The 18,826-nt window shown below is 52.4% G+C and carries 20 protein-coding genes; 10 read left to right on the top strand and 10 right to left on the bottom strand.

Annotated elements, in window-relative coordinates; translation table 11 throughout:
- Positions 1-3: 3 nt before the first annotated feature.
- The 5 genes from WKJ03_RS06445 (at position 4) to lpxC (ending at position 5,147) form a co-directional block, all read left to right on the top strand.
- Entirely contained in the window at positions 4-918 is a 915-nt protein-coding gene (locus tag WKJ03_RS06445; protein WP_337841354.1) for a D-alanine--D-alanine ligase, read from the top strand.
- Positions 915-1,691, top strand: coding sequence for a cell division protein FtsQ/DivIB (locus WKJ03_RS06440; protein ID WP_337841353.1), 777 nt, complete (start codon positions 915-917; stop codon positions 1,689-1,691). The genes WKJ03_RS06445 and WKJ03_RS06440 overlap by 4 nt, the downstream gene beginning before the upstream one ends.
- A complete protein-coding gene (gene ftsA / locus WKJ03_RS06435; protein ID WP_337841352.1) occupies positions 1,669-2,904 on the top strand; it encodes a cell division protein FtsA in 1,236 nt (411 codons plus the stop codon). Before WKJ03_RS06440 ends, ftsA begins: the two co-directional genes overlap by 23 nt.
- A gap of 63 nt (positions 2,905-2,967) precedes the next feature.
- A complete protein-coding gene (ftsZ, locus tag WKJ03_RS06430; RefSeq protein ID WP_337841351.1) occupies positions 2,968-4,143 on the top strand; it encodes a cell division protein FtsZ in 1,176 nt (391 codons plus the stop codon).
- A gap of 92 nt (positions 4,144-4,235) precedes the next feature.
- Positions 4,236-5,147: a UDP-3-O-acyl-N-acetylglucosamine deacetylase gene (gene lpxC / locus WKJ03_RS06425; RefSeq protein ID WP_337841350.1), complete on the top strand. Its 912-nt coding sequence runs from the start codon at positions 4,236-4,238 to the stop codon at positions 5,145-5,147.
- A gap of 6 nt (positions 5,148-5,153) precedes the next feature.
- On the opposite strand, the gene WKJ03_RS06420 is transcribed toward lpxC, so the two are convergent.
- Positions 5,154-5,627, bottom strand: coding sequence for a DciA family protein (locus tag WKJ03_RS06420; RefSeq protein WP_337841349.1), 474 nt, complete (start codon positions 5,625-5,627; stop codon positions 5,154-5,156).
- A 29-nt stretch (positions 5,628-5,656) separates the two neighbouring features.
- Here WKJ03_RS06420 and WKJ03_RS06415 point away from each other — a divergent pair, with 29 nt between their 5' ends.
- Genes WKJ03_RS06415 through mutT form a run of 3 tightly spaced genes read left to right on the top strand, consistent with a single transcriptional unit; the run spans position 5,657 to position 9,735 of the window.
- Complete coding sequence (locus WKJ03_RS06415; RefSeq protein ID WP_337841348.1) at positions 5,657-6,571, top strand: peptidoglycan DD-metalloendopeptidase family protein; 915 nt, start codon at positions 5,657-5,659, stop codon at positions 6,569-6,571.
- 51 nt (positions 6,572-6,622) lie between these two features.
- Positions 6,623-9,334: a preprotein translocase subunit SecA gene (secA, locus tag WKJ03_RS06410; RefSeq protein WP_337841347.1), complete on the top strand. Its 2,712-nt coding sequence runs from the start codon at positions 6,623-6,625 to the stop codon at positions 9,332-9,334.
- A complete protein-coding gene (gene mutT / locus WKJ03_RS06405; protein WP_337841346.1) occupies positions 9,334-9,735 on the top strand; it encodes an 8-oxo-dGTP diphosphatase MutT in 402 nt (133 codons plus the stop codon). Before secA ends, mutT begins: the two co-directional genes overlap by 1 nt.
- Before the next feature lie 48 nt (positions 9,736-9,783).
- Here the strand turns inward: mutT and yacG are convergent, their stop codons facing one another.
- From yacG to WKJ03_RS06360, 9 genes are all read right to left on the bottom strand, one after another.
- Positions 9,784-10,035 (bottom strand): DNA gyrase inhibitor YacG, encoded by a 252-nt coding sequence (gene yacG, locus WKJ03_RS06400; RefSeq protein WP_337841345.1) that lies wholly within the window; start codon positions 10,033-10,035, stop codon positions 9,784-9,786.
- A gap of 26 nt (positions 10,036-10,061) precedes the next feature.
- On the bottom strand, positions 10,062-10,808 hold the full coding sequence (gene zapD, locus WKJ03_RS06395) for a cell division protein ZapD (protein ID WP_337841344.1): 747 nt from the start codon (positions 10,806-10,808) through the stop codon (positions 10,062-10,064).
- Positions 10,809-10,852: 44 nt separating this feature from the next.
- Positions 10,853-11,470, bottom strand: coding sequence for a dephospho-CoA kinase (gene coaE, locus WKJ03_RS06390; protein ID WP_337841343.1), 618 nt, complete (start codon positions 11,468-11,470; stop codon positions 10,853-10,855).
- Positions 11,467-12,336 carry a prepilin peptidase gene (locus WKJ03_RS06385; protein ID WP_337841342.1) on the bottom strand — a complete coding sequence of 290 codons (870 nt, stop codon included), beginning with the start codon at positions 12,334-12,336 and terminating at the stop codon, positions 11,467-11,469. The genes coaE and WKJ03_RS06385 overlap by 4 nt, the downstream gene beginning before the upstream one ends.
- An 11-nt stretch (positions 12,337-12,347) precedes the next feature.
- Positions 12,348-13,568, bottom strand: coding sequence for a type II secretion system F family protein (locus WKJ03_RS06380; protein ID WP_337841341.1), 1,221 nt, complete (start codon positions 13,566-13,568; stop codon positions 12,348-12,350).
- A gap of 15 nt (positions 13,569-13,583) precedes the next feature.
- Complete coding sequence (pilB, locus tag WKJ03_RS06375; RefSeq protein WP_337841340.1) at positions 13,584-15,281, bottom strand: type IV-A pilus assembly ATPase PilB; 1,698 nt, start codon at positions 15,279-15,281, stop codon at positions 13,584-13,586.
- Positions 15,282-15,353: 72 nt separating this feature from the next.
- Entirely contained in the window at positions 15,354-15,731 is a 378-nt protein-coding gene (locus WKJ03_RS06370) for a prepilin-type N-terminal cleavage/methylation domain-containing protein (protein WP_337841339.1), read from the bottom strand.
- Positions 15,732-15,927: 196 nt separating this feature from the next.
- Positions 15,928-16,767: a carboxylating nicotinate-nucleotide diphosphorylase gene (nadC, locus tag WKJ03_RS06365; protein ID WP_337841711.1), complete on the bottom strand. Its 840-nt coding sequence runs from the start codon at positions 16,765-16,767 to the stop codon at positions 15,928-15,930.
- Between the two features lie 70 nt (positions 16,768-16,837).
- Complete coding sequence (locus WKJ03_RS06360) at positions 16,838-17,359, bottom strand: TIGR02281 family clan AA aspartic protease (protein WP_337841338.1); 522 nt, start codon at positions 17,357-17,359, stop codon at positions 16,838-16,840.
- A gap of 65 nt (positions 17,360-17,424) precedes the next feature.
- On the opposite strand from WKJ03_RS06360, the gene ampD reads away from it, so the two are divergent.
- Positions 17,425-17,964 (top strand): 1,6-anhydro-N-acetylmuramyl-L-alanine amidase AmpD, encoded by a 540-nt coding sequence (ampD, locus tag WKJ03_RS06355; protein WP_337841337.1) that lies wholly within the window; start codon positions 17,425-17,427, stop codon positions 17,962-17,964.
- A partial coding sequence (gene ampE, locus WKJ03_RS06350) for a regulatory signaling modulator protein AmpE (RefSeq protein ID WP_337841336.1) occupies positions 17,961-18,826 on the top strand: 866 nt, incomplete at its 3' end. The genes ampD and ampE, both read left to right, overlap by 4 nt.

Below are 18,826 nucleotides of genomic sequence, written 5' to 3'. Positions count from 1 at the left end.
AGTATGAGCAACAAATTTGGCAAAGTGGCTGTGTTGTTTGGTGGACATTCCGCAGAGCGTGAAGTGTCACTGCGCTCTGGTGCTGCCGTTCTGGCGGCATTGCAAAAACAAGGTATTGATGCACACGCCTTTGACCCGAAAAACCAGGCGCTGACAGAACTGCTGTCGGCTGGTTTCGACCGGGTCTTTATCGTATTACACGGTCGTGGCGGCGAAGATGGCACTATGCAGGGTGCGCTGGAGCTGCTCGGTTTGCCTTACACAGGTTCCCGCGTTTTAGGTTCAGCGCTGGCGATGGATAAAATCCGCTGCAAATGGTTATTCCAGGCGCAGGGCTTACCGACAGCACCGTTCCGGGTCGCTAAAGCGGGCAGCCAGCCGGATCATGCCGCTATGCTGGCAGAGCTCAACGGCAAAGTGATGGTCAAGCCAGCCAACGAAGGTTCCAGTATTGGCATGAGTGCGGCCAGCACCGCTGCCGAGTTGCAGCAGGCGCTGGACACCGCTTTTGCCTACGACACTGACGTGCTGGTGGAGCAGTGGATCCAGGGCCGTGAATTTACCGTGTCTGTGCTCAATGGCAAAGCGCTGCCCGTGGTCGAAATGCGTACCCCCCGCTCTTTTTACGATTACGAAGCCAAATACAAATCCGACAGCACCCAGTATCTGTGCCCGGCGCCTTTGACGGCTGAACAAACGGCCAGCTTGCAACAAGCCGCTGTGGCAGCCTTTCAGGCCGTAGGGGCTTCAGGCTGGGGCCGGGTGGACGCCATGCTGGACCAAGAGGGGCATTTCTACCTGCTGGAAGTGAACACAGTGCCTGGCATGACTGAGAAATCGCTGGTGCCTATGGCGGCCAAAGCGGCAGGGTTGAGTTTTGAACAGCTCGTGGTTGAGATTTTAGAACAGACATTATGAAAAAAACGCAGCTGACAATCTGGCAACGCATCGACAAGCCCTACTGGGCGGGTGTGCTGTTTTTTTGTCTCTGCCTCTGGCTGGTCAGCTGGATGGCGATGCAGATCTGGGCCTGGCGTCAGGATCAGAACAGTGCGCCTATTCAGCAGATCCGGCTTTATGGTGAATTCGCCCATATTCAGGCCGAAGGTCTGAATCAGAAACTGCAGCAGCAGTATCTGGGCAATTTTTTTAACTTGAACGTGGATCAGGTGCAGTTGTTCCTGCAACAACAACCTTGGGTCGCTCAGGCAGCCGTGCGCAAACAATGGCCTGATACCCTGGTGGTGGTGGTGACGGAGCATAAGCCAGTGGCGATATGGAATGATCATGCACTACTCAATCAACAAGGTCAGATCTTTGTCGCACCGGTGAATGAGCTGAAAGAGCCATTGCCTCTGTTGCAGGGGCCGGATGGCTCAGAGCAGGATGCCCTGGCCATGTTCAACAATTTAAATCAGATGCTTAAAGTGCATCAGCATCAGGCCAAAGGCCTGAAAGTGACTGCCCGTCAGGCCTGGCAGTTGCAGCTGGAGCACGGTTTGTTGCTTACCCTGGGGCGGGAAGATACGGTCAAACGGGTGCAACGTTTTATTGATTTGTACCCACAGATCAGCCAACACAAACCTCTGCCGCTGGCGGAGGTGGATTTGCGCTACGACACCGGCATGGCAGTGCGTTGGGTCGAAGCGCCAGAGACAAGAGAACAAGATGACAAAGTCAGCAGAACGTGACCTGATTGTAGGCCTGGATATAGGCACGGCGCAGGTAAAAGCCTTAGTGGGGGAAATTACCCCGGACAACCAACTGAGTATTGTTGGTGTGGGCACTCATGTGGCCCGTGGTATGGACAAAGGTGGCGTCAACGATTTGAACCTGGTGGTGCAGTCGGTGCGTCGTGCTGTCGAAGAAGCCGAGCTGATGGCGGATTGCCGGGTGTCTTCGGTGTATCTGGGCATTACCGGTAAACATATTCGCTGCCAGAACGAAAGTGGCATGGTGCCTATTAATGACGCTGAGGTGACGGCTGAAGATGTCACCAATGTGATCCATGCGGCCAAATCGGTGCCTATTTCGGCCGAACGACGCATGCTGCACGTGTTGCCACAGGAGTTCTCTGTGGATATGCAGGAAGGCATTAAAAGCCCTATTGGCATGTCCGGCGTGCGGATGGAGGCCAAGGCGCATATCATCACCTGCGCCAACGACATGGCAAAAAACATTGAAAAATGTGCCGAACGCTGTGATTTGCATGTAGACCAGCTGATTTTCAGCTCGCTGGCGTCCAGCTACGCAGTGCTGACTGAAGATGAAAAAGAGCTGGGGGTTTGTGTGGTCGACGTGGGGGGCGGCACCATCGACATCTCCATTTTTACCAATGGCGCTTTACGCCACACCGCTGTGATTCCCGTGGCAGGCAACCAGGTGACCAGTGACATTGCAAAAATATTCCGCACCCCTATAGGCCATGCAGAAGAGATTAAAGTGCAGTACGCCTGTGCACTGCGCAGCATGGTGGGCAAAGAAGAAAACATTGAAGTACCCAGTGTCGGCGGTCGTCCGGCCCGCAGTATGTCTCGCCACACCCTGGCTGAAGTGGTGGAACCCCGGTACCAGGAACTGTTTGAACTGGTGCTGGATGAGATCCGCAAGTCCGGTCTGGAAGAGCAGATTGCGGCTGGCATCGTATTGACAGGTGGCACAGCCAAGATGGAAGGGGCTGTGGAGTTTGCCGAAGACATTTTCCAGATGCCAGTGCGCCTGGGCTACCCCATTGGCATTACCGGCCTGAAAGAATATGTGGCCGACCCGGCGTATGCCAGTGTCGTTGGCCTGCTGATTTACGGCAAAGACATGAAAAACCAGCTGAAAAAATCTGTGGCTTCGCGGGAGAGCATGGGCTCGATGATGAAGCGGCTGACCAGCTGGTTTAAAGGTGAATTTTAATTTTGAGTAAGCGTAACAGAAAAAGCGTAACTGCTTAGGCGTAACAAAACGGAGAGAGAAGCTATGTTTGAGTTAATGGAAAACCACAGCGAAGAAGCTGTTATTAAAGTGATTGGGGTTGGCGGTGGCGGCGGTAACGCCGTGGAATACATGGTCGCCAGCAATATCGAAGGTGTGGAGTTTGTTGCTGCAAACACAGACGCGCAGGCGCTGCGTAATTCGTCTGCTCACCTGACGCTGCAGTTAGGTGCGAACGTCACTAAAGGTTTAGGTGCAGGTGCCAACCCGGAAGTGGGCCGCAAGTCTGCCGAAGAAGACCGTGAAACCATCAAGAAAACCCTGGCTGGCGCTGACATGGTGTTTATCGCTGCCGGTATGGGGGGCGGGACTGGTACTGGTGCTGCGCCTATAGTCGCAGAAGTGGCCCGTGAAATGGGGATACTGACGGTGGCTGTGGTCACCAAACCCTTCCCGTTCGAAGGCAAAAAACGTTCGACTTACGCCGACGAAGGCATCAGCGAACTGGCGAAACATGTCGACTCCCTGATCACCATTCCAAACGACAAGCTGCTCAAAGTGTTGGGCAAAGGCACCAGCCTGCTGGACGCCTTCAAAGCCGCGAACAACGTGTTGTTAGGTGCTGTGCAGGGTATTGCTGAACTGATCACCCGTCCTGGTCTGATTAACGTGGACTTTGCTGACGTGCGTACTGTGATGTCAGAAATGGGGACTGCAATGATGGGCACTGGCCGTGCTTCAGGCCCGGACCGTGCTGAGGAAGCGGCAGAGCAGGCGATTTCCAGCCCACTGCTGGAGGATATCGATCTGTCCGGTGCCAAAGGTATTCTGGTGAATATCACAGCGGGTCTGGATATCAGTATCGAAGAGTTCGAAACTGTGGGTAATGCAGTGAAAGCCTTTGCCTCTGAAAATGCCACCGTAGTGGTCGGTGCTGTGATTGACCCGGATATGTCTGACGAGCTGCGGGTGACTGTAGTTGCTACAGGTATTGGTGCAGAGCGTAAAGCGGACATTACGCTGGTGCAGAGCCACCGTGAACCGGCCCGTTCAGCGCACGTTTATGGCAATGCGGGTACAACCTACCAGGGCAATGCCGCACGCGAGCTGGCGCCAGCTGCGATGGAAATGCCAATGACAGCCACCAAACCAGTGGCGGAAAAACAAGCGAATATCGATATTTTTGATATTCCGGCATTCCTGCGTAAGCAGGCAGACTAAGGCCTGCACAGGCTCTAAGTTGGCAGAATGGATAGGCTGTGGTATGCTGCGCCACCATTTTGACATGTTCAAAATTTGAACAGGAAGAAATTATGATTAAACAACGTACCATTACAAAAACGGTAAGTTCGGTCGGTGTCGGCCTGCACAAAGGGGAAAAGGTTACGCTTACTCTCCGGCCTGCCCCTGACAACACAGGTATTGTGTTCCGTCGTGTGGACCTCGATCCGGTCGTGGATTTTCCGGTGCGCCCAGAATTAGTGGGTGACACTGTCATGTGTACCTGTTTGATCAATGAAGAAGGTGTGCGCCTGTCGACCACAGAACACCTGATGGCCGCTATCGCCGGTCTTGGCATTGACAATCTGCTGATTGAAGTCGATGCGCCGGAAATCCCCATTATGGACGGTAGCGCCAATCCTTTTGTCTACCTGCTACTGCAGGCAGGTATCAGCGCTCAGAAAAAAGCGAAAAAGTTTATTCGTATCAAACAGAAAGTACGGGTAGAGGATGGTGATAAATGGGCCGAGTTCGTGCCACACCATGGCTTCCGTCTGGACTTTGCTATCGATTTTGACCACCCGGTGATTTCGGAAAGCCGTCAGCATGTGCAGATGGAGTTTTCGGCCGCCAGCTTTATCAAAGATATCAGCCGTGCCCGTACTTTTGGGTTTATCCAGGAAGTGGAGTACCTGCGCGCCAATAAACTGGCGCTCGGCGGCAGTATGGATAATGTGGTGGTACTGGACGAGTTCCGGGTGATGAACCCGGATGGTCTGCGTTATGACGATGAGTTCGTCAAACACAAAATTCTCGATGCCATCGGCGATTTATATATGGCCGGTTACAGCATTCTGGGTGAATTCCGCGCCTACAAAACAGGCCATGCACTGAATAACGTGCTGTTAAATGCGGTGCTGGCGGATGAAGCAAACTACGAGTTTGTCACCTTCGAACAGGAAGCTGACCTGCCTATCTCTTACCTGGCGCCTTCTCTGGCCTAGGCTGGCTCAGTTTGTGGTGGAGCGGCGTTGTGCCAGCTCCGCCAGCTTCTGCAGTTTCTCTTTCAGTTTCCCGTCCATCGTATCTGCTGCTGCCAGCAGATAATCTGCTGCCTGCTCTGAGATTTTCGGTAAGTCTTTTTGTGGTACAGGCTCAGGCTTTTCATACTGCAATTGCAGATTGGGCGAGACTTCAATATCAATACCTGCCAATTCAGGCAGGATTTTCTGGCGGAAATTGGCTAGAATGGCGTCCCTTTGCATTTTCAGCCGGGTGGCCCAGGCAGGTGACTGGCATAAAATCATCAGCCGGCCTGCTTTGATGGTACTGATTTTGCAAAAAGCAGACTGTTCCAGTTGCAAGAACCGGATTAATTCGGTATTAAGTTGGCGCAACAATTGTGTGTGCTGGGCTGAACAGGCCAAAGAGTTCTGTTCCAAAAGCTGATGCAAAGCGACAGGTTTAGTGCTGTAACGCGCCATGGTCTGACAAAAATTCGAATTGAGGTTGCATGAGTGTAACAGTTTTCTATCGTGGCCGACATCGGCACTTCAGCTTTGGCAGTACGCCATGGCAGCTGACAGTGTCGGCCGTTATGCTGTTTTGTATAGCCGCAGGCGCAGGAGCTGCTTTTTCTAATTTATTCCAGCAAGGCAATGCAGAATTAGAAAAAGTACGTTTAAGCCGGGCTGCTGAAACCGAAGAAATTGCCGATATCCGCCGCCGTGCTGAAAACCAGCTGGCCGCCTTGACCGCCAAAGTCGCCACACTGCAGGCGCAAGTGAACCGGCTGAATATGGTCGGTGAACGCCTGATTGATGCGGCGAATTTACCGACTGAAGAATTCAATCTGCACAGTGCTCCTGCGATGGGCGGGCCTTCTCAGACCTCCACGGAGATCAGTCTGGCGGAGCTTAATGCGGTGTTATTGCAGCTCAATGAGCTGGAGCAAAACCTGCAGTCTGAACAAACCCGCTTTGCCATGCTTGAATCTTTGGATCTGAATCACCAGATCGGAAAAAGCGTTGCCTTGTCAGGCCGGCCTGTACTGAGCGGTTATTTATCCTCAAGCTTTGGGGTGCGTAGTGATCCCTTCAGTGGTGAACCTGCTATTCACCGCGGCGTGGACTTCGCCGGTAAAGAGGGCGATGCCATTATGGCGACAGCCGGTGGCATTGTCACCTGGGCCGGTGAGCGTTTTGGTTATGGTTTAATGGTGGAGATAGAACACAGTGATGGCTACCGCACCCGTTATGCCCATGCCAAAGCAGTCACAGTACAAATAGGTCAGGTGGTCAGCAAAGGGGAGCAGGTGGCAGAGATGGGCAATACAGGCCGCTCTACCGGGCCCCATGTGCATTACGAAGTATTAAAGAATGGCCAGCAAATTGACCCTATGCTGTTTGTCAATCGCCGTATCCAATAAGAAAAAGACCTGCGCCAGTGCAGGTTTCAACCTATGAAGTGGTAACAACTGATGTTCGCAAAACTTTTTACCAAGATGTTTGGTAGCCGCAATGATCGTTTCCTGAAAAAGCTGGGAAAGCATGTCGATCTGATTAACAGCCTTGAGCCTACATTTGCGGCTTTGTCTGATGACGAACTGAAGCAAAAAACAGCAGAATTTAAGCAGCGCTTTGCTGACGGCGCCACGCTGGACGAGTTATTGCCTGAAGCTTTTGCCACAGTGCGTGAGGCCAGCAAACGGGTATTCGGCATGCGGCATTTCGATGTGCAGCTGATTGGCGGTATGGTGCTGCATCAGGGCAAAATCTCCGAAATGCGTACAGGGGAAGGTAAAACCCTGACGGCAACTTTACCGGCTTATCTGAATGCGTTAAGTGGTCAGTCAGTGCATGTCATTACCGTCAACGATTACTTAGCTAAACGGGATGCACAAACCAATGCGCCGCTGTTCGGTTTTCTGGGGCTGAGTGTAGGTGTCAACGTGCCTGGTATGGGCCACTACGAAAAACAGCAGGCTTATCAGGCCGACATTACCTACGGCACCAACAATGAATTTGGTTTCGACTATCTGCGCGACAATATGGCGTTTTCAGCACCAGAGCGGGTGCAGCGTCGTCTGGCCTACGCCATTATCGACGAAGTGGACTCCATTCTGATCGACGAAGCCCGCACGCCGCTGATTATCTCCGGTCAGGCGGAAGACAGTTCTGAGCTGTACCGGGTGATCAATACTGTGGTGCCTAAGCTGCAGAAGCAGGAAAAAGAAGACCAAGAAGGTGAAATGGGGGATGGCCATTTCACCATCGATGAAAAGGCCAAACAGATTTATCTGACCGAACGTGGTCAGATCCAGGTTGAAGAGATGCTGACCGAGCTGAAGCTGATCCAGCCCGGTGATTCCCTGTATTCCGCCAGCAATATCACCTTGTTGCACCATGTCTATGCCGCTTTGCGTGCCCATAACCTGTTCCGTAAGGATGTGGATTATGTGATCAAAGAAGGTGAAATAGTCATCGTTGACGAGCACACAGGCCGCACCATGGAAGGCCGTCGCTGGTCTGAAGGTCTGCATCAGGCGATTGAAGCCAAAGAAGGGGTGCGGATTAATCACGAAAACCAGACACTGGCGTCTATCACCTTCCAGAATTATTTCCGGATGTATGACAAGCTGGCTGGTATGACAGGGACGGCCGACACTGAAGCTTTTGAGTTTCAACAAATCTATGGCTTGGAAACCATTGTGATTCCAACCAACAGACCGATGATCCGTAAGGATATGGCGGACTTGGTGTATCTGACGGCGGAAGAGAAATACAACGCCATTATCAAAGATATTGAAGAGACCCGTGCAGCCGGCCGCCCGGTGCTGGTGGGGACAGCGTCGATAGAAACCTCTGAATACCTGTCATCTTTACTGCATAAAGCCAAAATCCCGCATCAGGTACTGAATGCCAAGTTTCACGCCAACGAAGCGCAGATTATTGCCCAGGCGGGTATTCCAGGAACTGTGACCATTGCGACCAACATGGCGGGTCGTGGTACCGACATTGTGTTGGGTGGTAATTTACAGGCTGCTATTGCGGCTTTGGGTGAAAACCCGACTGAAGCACAGGTCGCACAGGCCAAAGCCGAATGGCAACAGCGGCATGATGCCGTTATTGCAGCGGGTGGTTTACATATTATCGGTACTGAGCGGCATGAATCACGCCGCATTGACAACCAGTTGCGTGGTCGTGCCGGCCGTCAGGGGGATCCGGGTGTCAGCCGTTTCTATCTGTCGCTGGACGATGCACTGATGCGTATTTTTGCTTCAGACCGTATGGCGGGCATGATGCGTAAACTGGGTATGCAGCCTGGCGAAGCCATTGAACACCCTTGGGTCAGCCGTGCTATTGAAAATGCGCAGCGTAAAGTGGAAGCCCGTAACTTTGATATCCGGAAGCAATTGCTGGAGTTCGATGATGTCGCCAACGACCAGCGTAAAGTGGTGTACGAGCAACGTAATGAGCTGATGGATGCCAGCGATGTATCGGACACCATCAAAGCCATCCGCCACGACGTAGTGGATTCGGTGATCAGCCAGTACATTCCGCCTCAGTCGTTGGATGAAATGTGGGATGTGCCTGGTCTGGAAGCCCGTCTGCGTGCTGACTTCGCCATCGATATGCCGGTGGCCAAATGGCTGGCTGACGATAAAAAACTCTTTGAAGAACAACTGCGTGAACGTATTCAGGATGTTGTTGAAAAAGCCTATGAGCTGAAAGAGCAGATGGTGGGTGAGTCTGTGATGCGTCAGTTCGAAAAATCGGTGATGTTGCAGAGTCTGGACACGCACTGGAAAGAGCATCTGGCGGCTATGGATCATCTGCGTCAGGGCATTAATCTGCGTGGTTACGCGCAGAAGAACCCGAAGCAGGAATACAAGCGTGAAGCCTTTGAACTGTTTTCCACCATGTTGGATCAGTTAAAACTGGACGTCATTGGGGTATTGTCCAGGGTGCAAATCCGTGCTGCCGAAGACGTCGATGCAGTGGAAGAACAACGTCGTCAGGCAGAAAGCACACAGGTGCAGTATCAGCATGACGAAGCACAAGGGGTTGCTTCTGAAGCACCTGAACAGAAAGCGCCTGTGTTCCGCGACAGCGAGAAGATTGGCCGTAACGACCCATGCCCTTGTGGTTCAGGGAAAAAGTACAAAGCCTGTCACGGTAAGTTAGTCTGATGACTAAAGTGGTGCATGTGGCTGTTGGCATTATTTTGCGCCAGCAGCAGGTGTTGCTGGCACTGCGGCCTGACAAGCTGCATCAGGGCGGGCGTTGGGAGTTTCCGGGCGGTAAAGTGGAAGCCGGTGAAACCACTGCGCAGGCTTTGGCCCGCGAGCTGGCTGAAGAGGTGGCCTTAACGGTGCACAGCAGCACGCCTTGGTTTGAACTGACGTACGATTACCCGGAAAAAACAGTCCGGCTGGATATTCATCTGGTGCAGGACTTCAGCGGGGAAGCTCAAGGGCTGGAAGGGCAGCCGGTGCGTTGGGTGCCGCTGTCTGAGCTGGGGCAGTATCAGTTTCCTGATGCCAACCAACCCATTCTCGACAAATTGCTTGCAGAATTTGGCCGCTTATAAGCGGCTTTTTTCTATCCGCCTGTGCTATACAGCCGCCATCTGCGGCAATCAGTCTTTAAAAAACTGATTCTCCTGCTCAGCAAATAACTCATCTAACTCAGTCAGTTGCGCTTCAGTCAAGGGTTGCTCCTGCAGGCTTTTGTCGGCAATACGATGTTCTTCTGCGGCCCAGGCGCCCAAGTCTATCAAGCGGCAACGCTCAGAGCAAAAAGGTCGGAATAGGGCTTCGGGTCCCCAGACAACTTCAGTCTGGCAGGTTGGGCATTTTACAATAGTGGCCATTGGGCTCTCCTGCGACAAATATCGGCCGCAGTGTAGCGGAAGCCTCAGCAGCAGGCCAGTTGAAAGCTGACGTTTTTGTCGATGGTCGTGCGTCCCAGTGCGTCACAAAGCTGCATAAAACGAATGGCATAGCGGTATTTATTACCACTGATGGTGGGGTAACAGCCAGCCTGGCTGTCGTACTGAATGCGCAGTAATTCAAATTGTTCAGTGTTGTTTTGCATAAAACCGTTTTCAGCCACCAGGCTGTGGAACTGGCCCCGTTCACGGAGAAAGCTCAGTACATAGGTGATGGCCGATTCGACCAGCCGCAATTGCTCCAGCCAGTCATTGGCCTGTTGCTGGCGGATGCGGTGTGCTTGCTCAGACCAGTACTGCAATTGAGGCAAATCAAAAGGGCAGGTGCCGCCCGGAATAAAAAAACGTTGGCGCAGCGGAGAGAGAAATTTATCTTCTTTCAGGCAATTCGCAAATTTACTGCCTCGCAGTAACTCGCTTTGCAACCGTACCGCTTTTTGCAGCACTTGCTGCAAAGCGTCGTCGGAGATTTGTGGATGGCGTGACCAGTTGACTAGTGAGGCTTCACAGCGCTCGATGTCCTTGATCAGATCCGGCCGCACATCGTTGCGGTCCAGTACTTCAATCAGGGCGAAGAGTGCAGTGAAAAAACCTTGTTGTTGCCACTGAGTTTCTAAAGGCAAAAACTGCTTCACCTGGGCAAACAGGTACTCAACCCGCAGGTAAGTCCGGACTTTTTCGTTCAACGGATGTTCGTACAGTACAGCAGCCATAGCAGAAACATTTGTTAACAATGTTCATTACCATAAACCTAAGTTCAGGCTTTGGCTAGTTTTTCCTCAGCAAGCTGACGATAGAGTTCATCCAGCCGTCTTACCCTCTGTTCGACCAGCTGCAGGCTCTGATGGTTATCTATTAATTGGTCGGCCAGTTCCCGGCGTTGGGCCCTGCTGTATTGACTGGCCAGGATGCTGCGTACCTGCTGCTCGCTGACCTGGTCGCGTTGCACAGTACGCTCTATTTGCACCTGCTCCGGAACATCAACGACCAGGATTTGGTCGCAGTACTGCTGCAAACCATTTTCCAGTAATAAAGGGGCCGTCAGAATGGCGTAAACCGACTGGCATTGGGCCAGCTGCTGCAGCAGCTGTTGTCTGATCAGCGGGTGTAGCAACTGATTCAGCCAGGCTTTCGCTTCCGGGTTGGCAAAAATAATGTCGCGCAACGCTGCCCGATCCAGCAGACCTTCGGCTGTCTGCAACCGGTCTCCAAAGTGGTCGATAATTTGCTGCAGCGCTGGCTGGCCTGGTTCAACCACCTGGCGGGCAATCCGATCGGCATCGACAGTCTGAATGCCTAATTGCTGAAAGAAACACTCCACTGTGCTTTTACCGCTGCCAATGCCACCGGTCAGGCCGACAATAAACTGACTCATAAACCCAGGCTCGCCAGATACCAGTGGTTGATCTGTTCGCCCCACAACATGGCAATGACACCGGCTGCCGCAATATATGGGCCAAAAGGAATGGGGGTTGCTTTGTCCTTGCCTTGCACCAAAAGCAGCATGGAGCCCACTACAGCACCGACCAAAGCGGAAAATAAAATAATCTGCGGCAATAAGGCCCAGCCCAAACCGGCGCCAAGCAACGCCAGCAGTTTAAAGTCACCGTACCCCATGCCCTCTTTGCCTGTGGCCAGTTTAAACAGCCAGTACACGGACCAGAGGCTCAGGTACCCAAACACAGCCCCAAGTAATGCATCCGCTACGGGAATAGTCCAGCCAGCCACAGCGCAAAGCAACATCAGCCATAACAAAGGTTGGCTGATCTGGTCCGGTAACAGCATTTTATCCAGGTCGATAAAGGTTAATGCAATCAGGCCCCAGCTCAGCACCAGATACACCAGGCAGGTGAGGGTGACACCAAAATGTGCGGCCAATGCCACCGACAACAGCGCCGTAAACAACTCCACCAGTGGATAACGAGCGCTGATGCTGACACCGCAATACCGGCAACGGCCTTTCAGGCTCAGATAACTCAGCAGCGGAATATTGTCTTTGGCTGCCAGCGGATGTTCGCAGTGCGGGCAGCTGGAACCAGGCACGGCCAGATTAAAACCTTTGGTCTGTGCTGGCTGATCGGGTTGAAAGTACGCCTGATAGTCCCGTTGCCATTCGAGTTCCAGCATTTTCGGCAGACGGTAAATCACCACATTCAGAAAACTGCCGACCATCAGGCTGAACAGAAATACCAAAGGTAAAAACACCCAATCAGACTGTTGCATGGCCTGCAACAACGGCATAAAAAAATCCATTACACAATACTGCCCAGTTGGAAAATCGGAAGGTACATTGCCACGATAAGGCCGCCTATTAAGACACCTAATACCGCCATAATCAAGGGCTCCAACAAGGAAGTGAGGCCGTCGACCGCATCGTCCACTTCCTGTTCGTAAATCGTCGCCACTTTCGCCAGCATGCTGTCCAAAGCGCCGGATTCTTCCCCAATGGCCACCATTTGATTCAGCATTTCCGGAAAGGCCTGAGTGGTTTTCATCGCCATATTCATCTGGTTGCCTGCGGCCACCTCTTCCCGCACCGTCAGGATAGCAGCACGGTATTTTTCATTGCCTGAGGCTCCTGCTGCAGATTCCAATGCTTCAATCAGCGGCACTCCGGCTGCAAAGGTAGTCGACAGGGTGCGGGCATAGCGCGCCACTGCGGCTTTGTTCAGTATGGAGCCTATGATCGGTAGTTTCAGCATGGCGTGGTCGGCGCCTATTTTAAACTGCAGGTTGTTTTTGTAAGCCTTGCCGTAGGCCCAGATGAGCGCCATCACCACACCCAATGCGACGTACCAATAGGCCTGCATCCACTCGGATATACCCAGTACGAACAGGGTAAAAGCCGGTAATTCGGCCCCCATGCTGCCGAAAATTTGCGCAAACTGAGGCACGACAAAAATCAGCAGTATGGAGGTGACTATGATGGCAACCACCACCACTGCTATAGGGTAAAACATGGCTTTTTTAATTTTGGACTTCAGCGCTTCCGCTTTTTCTTTGTAGAGCGCAATGCGGTCAAAAATCCGGTCCAGCGCACCGGATTGTTCGCCAGATTTAACCAGGTCACAGAAGAGTTCGTCGAAGTAATCTTTATGCTCTCTGAGCACTTCTGACAAGGGGGTGCCGCCTTGTACCCTGGACGATATTTTTAGCATCAACTGACGTAAGGTTTCATTGCTGGCGCCATTGGCAATTAAATCCAGGCTTTGCACCAATGGCACACCAGCGCCCAGCATTGTGGCAATTTGCCGGGTGACGACTGCAATATCTGCCGACCCCACTTTCGGCTGACCAATCATAATAGGTTTGGCTTTTTTCTTCACCGCAGTTGGGTTAATGCCCTGACGGATTAATTGCTGGCGCGCGTCAGCGATGGAGCCTGCTTTCAATTCACCGCTGATTTTCTGGCCGCGTCGGTTCAGACCTTTCCAGCTAAAGGTGTCCAGCTCTTTTAGTTTAGGTTGCGCCATGCATCAGTGTTCCCGTCAGAGGTTGGTGACCCGGTTCACTTCAGCCAGGCTGGTCAGGCCGGCTGCGGCTTTTTTCAGCGCACTCTGGCGCAGACTGGCAAACCCTTGTTGGCGGGCCAGTTGGGCTATGTCTAAAGAATTGGCGCCTTGCATAATCTGTTCAGCTATTCCGCTGGTGATGGGCATCACTTCGTAAATACCGACCCTGCCTTTATAGCCACCGGTGCAATAATCACAGCCCACGGCTTTAAACAGCTTCAGCCCCGCAAGCTGACTGGGCTCAAAGCCTTGTTTTAACGCTTCGTTTTCCGGCAGTTGCTCCGGCGCCTTGCAGTGCGGGCACAAACGTCTGGCCAGGCGCTGAGCGATGATCAGGCTGACAGAGCTTGCCACGTTATAAGCCGGCACCCCCATGTTCAGCAGACGGGTCAAGGTCTCAGGTGCGGAGTTGGTGTGCAAAGTGCTCAGCACCAAATGGCCGGTTTGAGCCGCTTTAATAGCGATTTCAGCGGTTTCCAGGTCACGGATTTCGCCAACCATAATGACGTCCGGATCCTGACGCAAAAAGGCCTTCAGTGCGGAGGGAAAAGTGAGGCCCGCTTTGGGGTTCACTTGCACCTGATTAATACCAGGCAGGTTGATTTCCACCGGATCTTCAGCGGTGGAAATATTGGTTTGTTCCGTATTGAGAATATTCAGCCCGGTATAGAGCGACACTGTTTTGCCCGAACCTGTGGGGCCTGTGACCAGGATCATGCCTTGTGGTTGTTCCAGAGCCTGTAAATACAGCTGCTTCTGGTCGGCTTCGTAACCCAATACATCAATACCCAGCATGGCACTGTCGGAGTCGAGGATCCGCATCACGATTTTTTCGCCCCACAAAGTCGGCAGGGTACTGACACGAAAATCAATGGACTTTTTCTGCGACAGTTTGAGCTTAATCCGGCCATCCTGCGGCACGCGTTTTTCGGCAATATCCAGCCTGGACATCACTTTCAGTCGGGCAGACAAACGGGTTGACAGTGCCGCTGGTGGGGAGGCCACTTCATGCAAAATACCGTCGATACGAAAGCGGATACGGTAGATCTTTTCATAAGGCTCAAAATGGAGATCGGAGGCACCTTTACGCACAGCGTCATGCAGCATCTTGTTAATAAAGCTGATGATGGGCTGGTCCTCGCTGTCGCTGCCAACTGTTTTGTGTTCCTCGTCCTCAGGCCCTGTTAAACCCAGTTTGGCCAGGTCCCACTCTGTATTGGAAAAACTGTCGGTGCTGGTGGTTTCAAACAGCTGCTCAATGGCTCTGTGTAACTTATCAAACTCCACCACGACCAGTTCTGCATTGAGGCCGGTGTTGAACTCAAAGTCTTCCACCGGTGCCATATCTGTGGGGTCCGCCACAGCCAGAAATAATGTTTTGTGGCGTCGTGCCAAAGGCAGTATCTGGTGTTTACGGATTAGTTTTTCATTACGGACCGCTTCAGGAATGGCGTTGAGATCAAAAAAATCCAGGTCCAGACTGCTGTGCAGGGTATAAGCTGCAGCCGATTCGGCCAAGGCTTTGGCACTGATTAGTTTTTCCTGCACCAACAGCTCCACCAGGCTTTGGTAGTGGTGGGACTTTTCCTGCAGCAGTTTTTGCAGCAGCTGTAAATCCAGCAGCTGAGACTGTTGTAGACGTTTGACCAGTACTGACTGTGTATTCAGAGCCATTCTGTCCGACCAGAAAGGAAAACCGGCATCAAGATAAAAACGGCCCCTGTGGGCCGTTTTCAGATGTAGTGCTTAACCTGCAGTGCAACCCTGAATGGGCACAGCGCCATCGCCACTGAGGGTACAAGCCCAGGTGATGCTTTCGCCGGCATTGGCCGGAGCTGTGGGGGTTAAGGTTGCGGTAATACCATCATAGTCCATCGACAATACGCCCGCATCGGTACAATCCGGAATCGCAGTGCCTGCAGAATCTGTGCATCCCAAAGTACCAGTGGTCGCAAATGCCTCTGCTACTTTGATCTTCTGACCACCCAAAGATGCGACCGCATTAGAAGCACGGGCGCGGGCAGTGTAGTCCTGATAAGCAGGTAAAGCTATTGCGGCCAAAATACCGATAATGGCAACAACAATCATCAGTTCAATAAGGGTAAAGCCTTGATTTCTTTTCATGAAACTTCTCCTGAAAGTCCTGTCCACTGAAGAACAGTCTAAGTGTGGTAAAAATTTGTTATTCCGCAAGTCCAGGGGCCTGCTTTTGCTAAATTGAAAAGAAAACAAAGGATTAGAGCGTATTGAGCCGATTCTTCTGAAAGCCGGCTGGAGAGAGGTGAGGCAGGGCGACCCAGGTCGCCCGCAGAACAAATCTTCACAGCGAACGCAGCCGCATGGACAGATCGATGGCCTGGACATGTTTGGTCAAAGCACCGCTGGAAATATAATCCACACCGGTGGCTGCCAGCGCACGCAGGGCTTCGGCAGTGATGTTGCCTGACACTTCCAGTTTAGCCTGGCCTTTATTCAGACTGACGGCCTGCTGGATATCGGCCACATGCAGGTTGTCCAGCATAATAATGTCGGCACCGGCCTGCAGAGCCTGTTCAAACTCAATCAGATCTTCGACTTCCACTTCAACGGCTTTACCCGGAAAATTCAGGCGCGCGTTATCGACCGCCTTTTTAATGGAACCGGCGGCGGCGATATGGTTTTCTTTGATCAAAAAAGCATCAAACAAACCCAGGCGGTGGTTTTTACCCCCTCCACAGGCCACTGCATATTTTTGCGCCAGCCGTAAACCGGGCAAAGTCTTGCGGGTGTCGAGCAGTTGGGTGTGGCTGCCTGTCAGATGAGCAACGTACCTTGCTGTTGTGGTCGCAGTACCGCTTAAAGTCTGCACAAAATTTAATGCGGTGCGTTCACCGGTCAGCAGAACCCGGGCCGGTCCTGTCAGCTCGCACAAGACGGTATTGGCAGTCAGGTGATCACCGTCCTGGGCAAACCATTGCACCTGAACTTGTGGCGATAACTGGGCAAAGACTTGGTCCAGCCAGGCGGCGCCGGCCAGCACACAATCTTCACGGCTGATAATAGTGGCGACAGCCTGCTGCTCAGCGGGGATCAGTGACGCAGTAATATCTCCGCTGAGCGGATCCTGATGGCCTAAATCTTCGGCTAAAGCAGCAGCGACAGAACGTTGGATTTCCAGCATCAGCTGGTCGGCATAAGGTACAGCAAATAACGTCATAAAGCGGTCCGTTTTTGCACCAGACAAGCTGGTGTCAGTGGCGTTGAATAAGACGGAGTTCGTCTCCCTGTTGGCTGAATTCTAATTGTTTCAGTGCACTCATGCCTAACAAAATATCAGTGCCTGCCAGGCCTGGGCTGATGCTGGCGCGGATATCGGTCAACACAATATCACCCAATTGCAGGCTGCTCAGCCGGCTGTCATAAGCTGTACTGGTGCCGTTGGCCGTGCTGACCGGGTAGGCCCGGCCTCTGGGCATGCCCAGGCGCACAGCGGCTTGTTCGGAGACGGCGACCGTTGTGGCGCCTGTATCCAGCATAAATTGCGCTTCGACCCCGTTAAACAATGCGGTGCCGACATAATGACCGGAAGAGTTGCGTTTGAGTACAGTAATTTTTTCACCGGATAGACCCGTCTGGCTTTGCAATTGCTGGTTCGGGTTAATTTGTAACGAAATATAGTCAGCAAAGAACCAATACAGCAGACCAAGCAGCAATAACCAGCTGATCCAGCTGAATAGTCTGCCGATTTTTGTTGTCCCTTCATGTGCTTGCATTCATTTCTTTTCGCGTTGACAATAAAGCCATAGCTTAACCAATAGCGTGCAACGGGAAAAGGCAGATGTCCGCTGTTCAGATGGTGCAGTACCAAAGCCCGCATTACAACGACAGACCGCAAGGCACAGTTGTGAGTTTACTGGTGATCCATTGCATCAGTTTGCCCGCCGGGAACTTTGGTACGCCTTACATCCATGACCTTTTTATGGGGCAGCTGGATTATGAAGCCGATCCCAGCTTTGCCAGTCTGGCCGGAGTGCAGGTGTCGGCACATCTGGTGATTTTTCGTGATGGTACAGTGCATCAGTACGTGCCTTTTAACAAAAGAGCCTGGCATGCAGGCCAGTCCGAGTTTCAAGGACAAGCAAACTGTAATGACTATTCGATAGGTATAGAACTGGAAGGTACGGAACAGGTGCCTTACACCGAAGCGCAATACCAAAGTTTGATTCAGGTTACTGCTTTACTCTGTCGCTTTTACCCAGGAATTACTGCTGAACGTATTGTCGGACATCAGCAGATTGCACCAGGCCGTAAAACCGACCCAGGCGCCAGTTTTGACTGGGGCAGGTACCTGCAGGCTGTAAAGGAGAACAATATATGACGCTGATCAGTATGCTGATAGCCCTGATAGTGGAACGTCTGGCCGTGCGCAGTGATGCCTGGCAATTCTGGCCCTATGCCCGAAAATACCTCAGATTCAGCCAGAACAGTGGCCTTGCCCGGCTGGCTTCACATCCTCATGGTCAGTACCTTTGGCTGTTATTGCCTGGGCTGTTGTATGCGCTGCTGCTCTGGCTGGCTGACAGCGGCCTGCTGTCGCTGGTGCTCAATACGCTGGTGCTGTTGCTCTGTATTGGCTGTTGGCACTACCGTCAACAGTACAAACACTACCTGAATGCGACAGAACGGGGCGACAATGAAGCCGCTTTTCTGACGATGCAGCAAATAGCCAAAGATACGGGACTGACGGAACAGGAATTAAGTTATGGTCAGCGTCTGGTCTGGCTGAATTTCCGCTACTATGCCGCTGTGTTGTTTTGGTTCGCTTTATTCGGTGGAGCCGGCGCTTTAACTTATGCATTGCTGCGCCAGCTGTCGGAGCCTGTGTTGTGGCAAGACGAGGCAACAGCAGAGGTGGCGGACACCGAACTGGTGACTGTCGAGGAAGGGACTGAAGTTTATCAGGCTCAAGATGATAAAACGCCGGAAACTGGAAAACCAGAGCCAGCTTCCGGCTGGCTGCAAGAACGGCAGCCTTTGCAGCGACTGATGTTTTGGGCGGATTGGTTGCCCGCCCGGATCTTTGGCCTGGGTTTAGCTCTGGTTGGGCATTTCTCGCGGGCTTCGGCTGCATTGATTGGCTTTTTTGCCAATACTCAGGCGCCAGCCAGCACTGTGATTACCACTGTCGCCAAAGCGGCAGAACCATTACCGGAAGACAGCTACAACTGCAGCGAAGAAAC

The organism is Rheinheimera sp., assembly GCF_037442525.1.
GTDB lineage: Bacteria > Pseudomonadota > Gammaproteobacteria > Enterobacterales > Alteromonadaceae > Pararheinheimera.
The sequence above is the reverse complement of the archived record's forward strand: the minus strand, read 5'-3'. Positions and strand labels throughout refer to the sequence as shown.

Excerpts from the sequence above, each read along its gene's own strand:
- WKJ03_RS06445 (WP_337841354.1), top strand. The coding sequence starts at position 4 with ATGAGCAACAAATTTGGCAAAGTGGCTGTGTTGTTTGGTGGACATTCC.
- WKJ03_RS06440 (WP_337841353.1), top strand. The coding sequence starts at position 915 with ATGAAAAAAACGCAGCTGACAATCTGGCAACGCATCGACAAGCCCTAC.
- ftsA (WP_337841352.1), top strand. The coding sequence starts at position 1,669 with ATGACAAAGTCAGCAGAACGTGACCTGATTGTAGGCCTGGATATAGGC.
- ftsZ (WP_337841351.1), top strand. The coding sequence starts at position 2,968 with ATGTTTGAGTTAATGGAAAACCACAGCGAAGAAGCTGTTATTAAAGTG.
- lpxC (WP_337841350.1), top strand. The coding sequence starts at position 4,236 with ATGATTAAACAACGTACCATTACAAAAACGGTAAGTTCGGTCGGTGTC.
- WKJ03_RS06420 (WP_337841349.1), bottom strand. The coding sequence starts at position 5,627 with ATGGCGCGTTACAGCACTAAACCTGTCGCTTTGCATCAGCTTTTGGAA.
- WKJ03_RS06415 (WP_337841348.1), top strand. The coding sequence starts at position 5,657 with ATGAGTGTAACAGTTTTCTATCGTGGCCGACATCGGCACTTCAGCTTT.
- secA (WP_337841347.1), top strand. The coding sequence starts at position 6,623 with ATGTTCGCAAAACTTTTTACCAAGATGTTTGGTAGCCGCAATGATCGT.
- mutT (WP_337841346.1), top strand. The coding sequence starts at position 9,334 with ATGACTAAAGTGGTGCATGTGGCTGTTGGCATTATTTTGCGCCAGCAG.
- zapD (WP_337841344.1), bottom strand. The coding sequence starts at position 10,808 with ATGGCTGCTGTACTGTACGAACATCCGTTGAACGAAAAAGTCCGGACT.
- coaE (WP_337841343.1), bottom strand. The coding sequence starts at position 11,470 with ATGAGTCAGTTTATTGTCGGCCTGACCGGTGGCATTGGCAGCGGTAAA.
- WKJ03_RS06385 (WP_337841342.1), bottom strand. The coding sequence starts at position 12,336 with ATGCCGTTGTTGCAGGCCATGCAACAGTCTGATTGGGTGTTTTTACCT.
- WKJ03_RS06380 (WP_337841341.1), bottom strand. The coding sequence starts at position 13,568 with ATGGCGCAACCTAAACTAAAAGAGCTGGACACCTTTAGCTGGAAAGGT.
- pilB (WP_337841340.1), bottom strand. The coding sequence starts at position 15,281 with ATGGCTCTGAATACACAGTCAGTACTGGTCAAACGTCTACAACAGTCT.
- WKJ03_RS06370 (WP_337841339.1), bottom strand. The coding sequence starts at position 15,731 with ATGAAAAGAAATCAAGGCTTTACCCTTATTGAACTGATGATTGTTGTT.
- nadC (WP_337841711.1), bottom strand. The coding sequence starts at position 16,767 with ATGCTGGAAATCCAACGTTCTGTCGCTGCTGCTTTAGCCGAAGATTTA.
- WKJ03_RS06360 (WP_337841338.1), bottom strand. The coding sequence starts at position 17,359 with ATGCAAGCACATGAAGGGACAACAAAAATCGGCAGACTATTCAGCTGG.
- ampD (WP_337841337.1), top strand. The coding sequence starts at position 17,425 with ATGTCCGCTGTTCAGATGGTGCAGTACCAAAGCCCGCATTACAACGAC.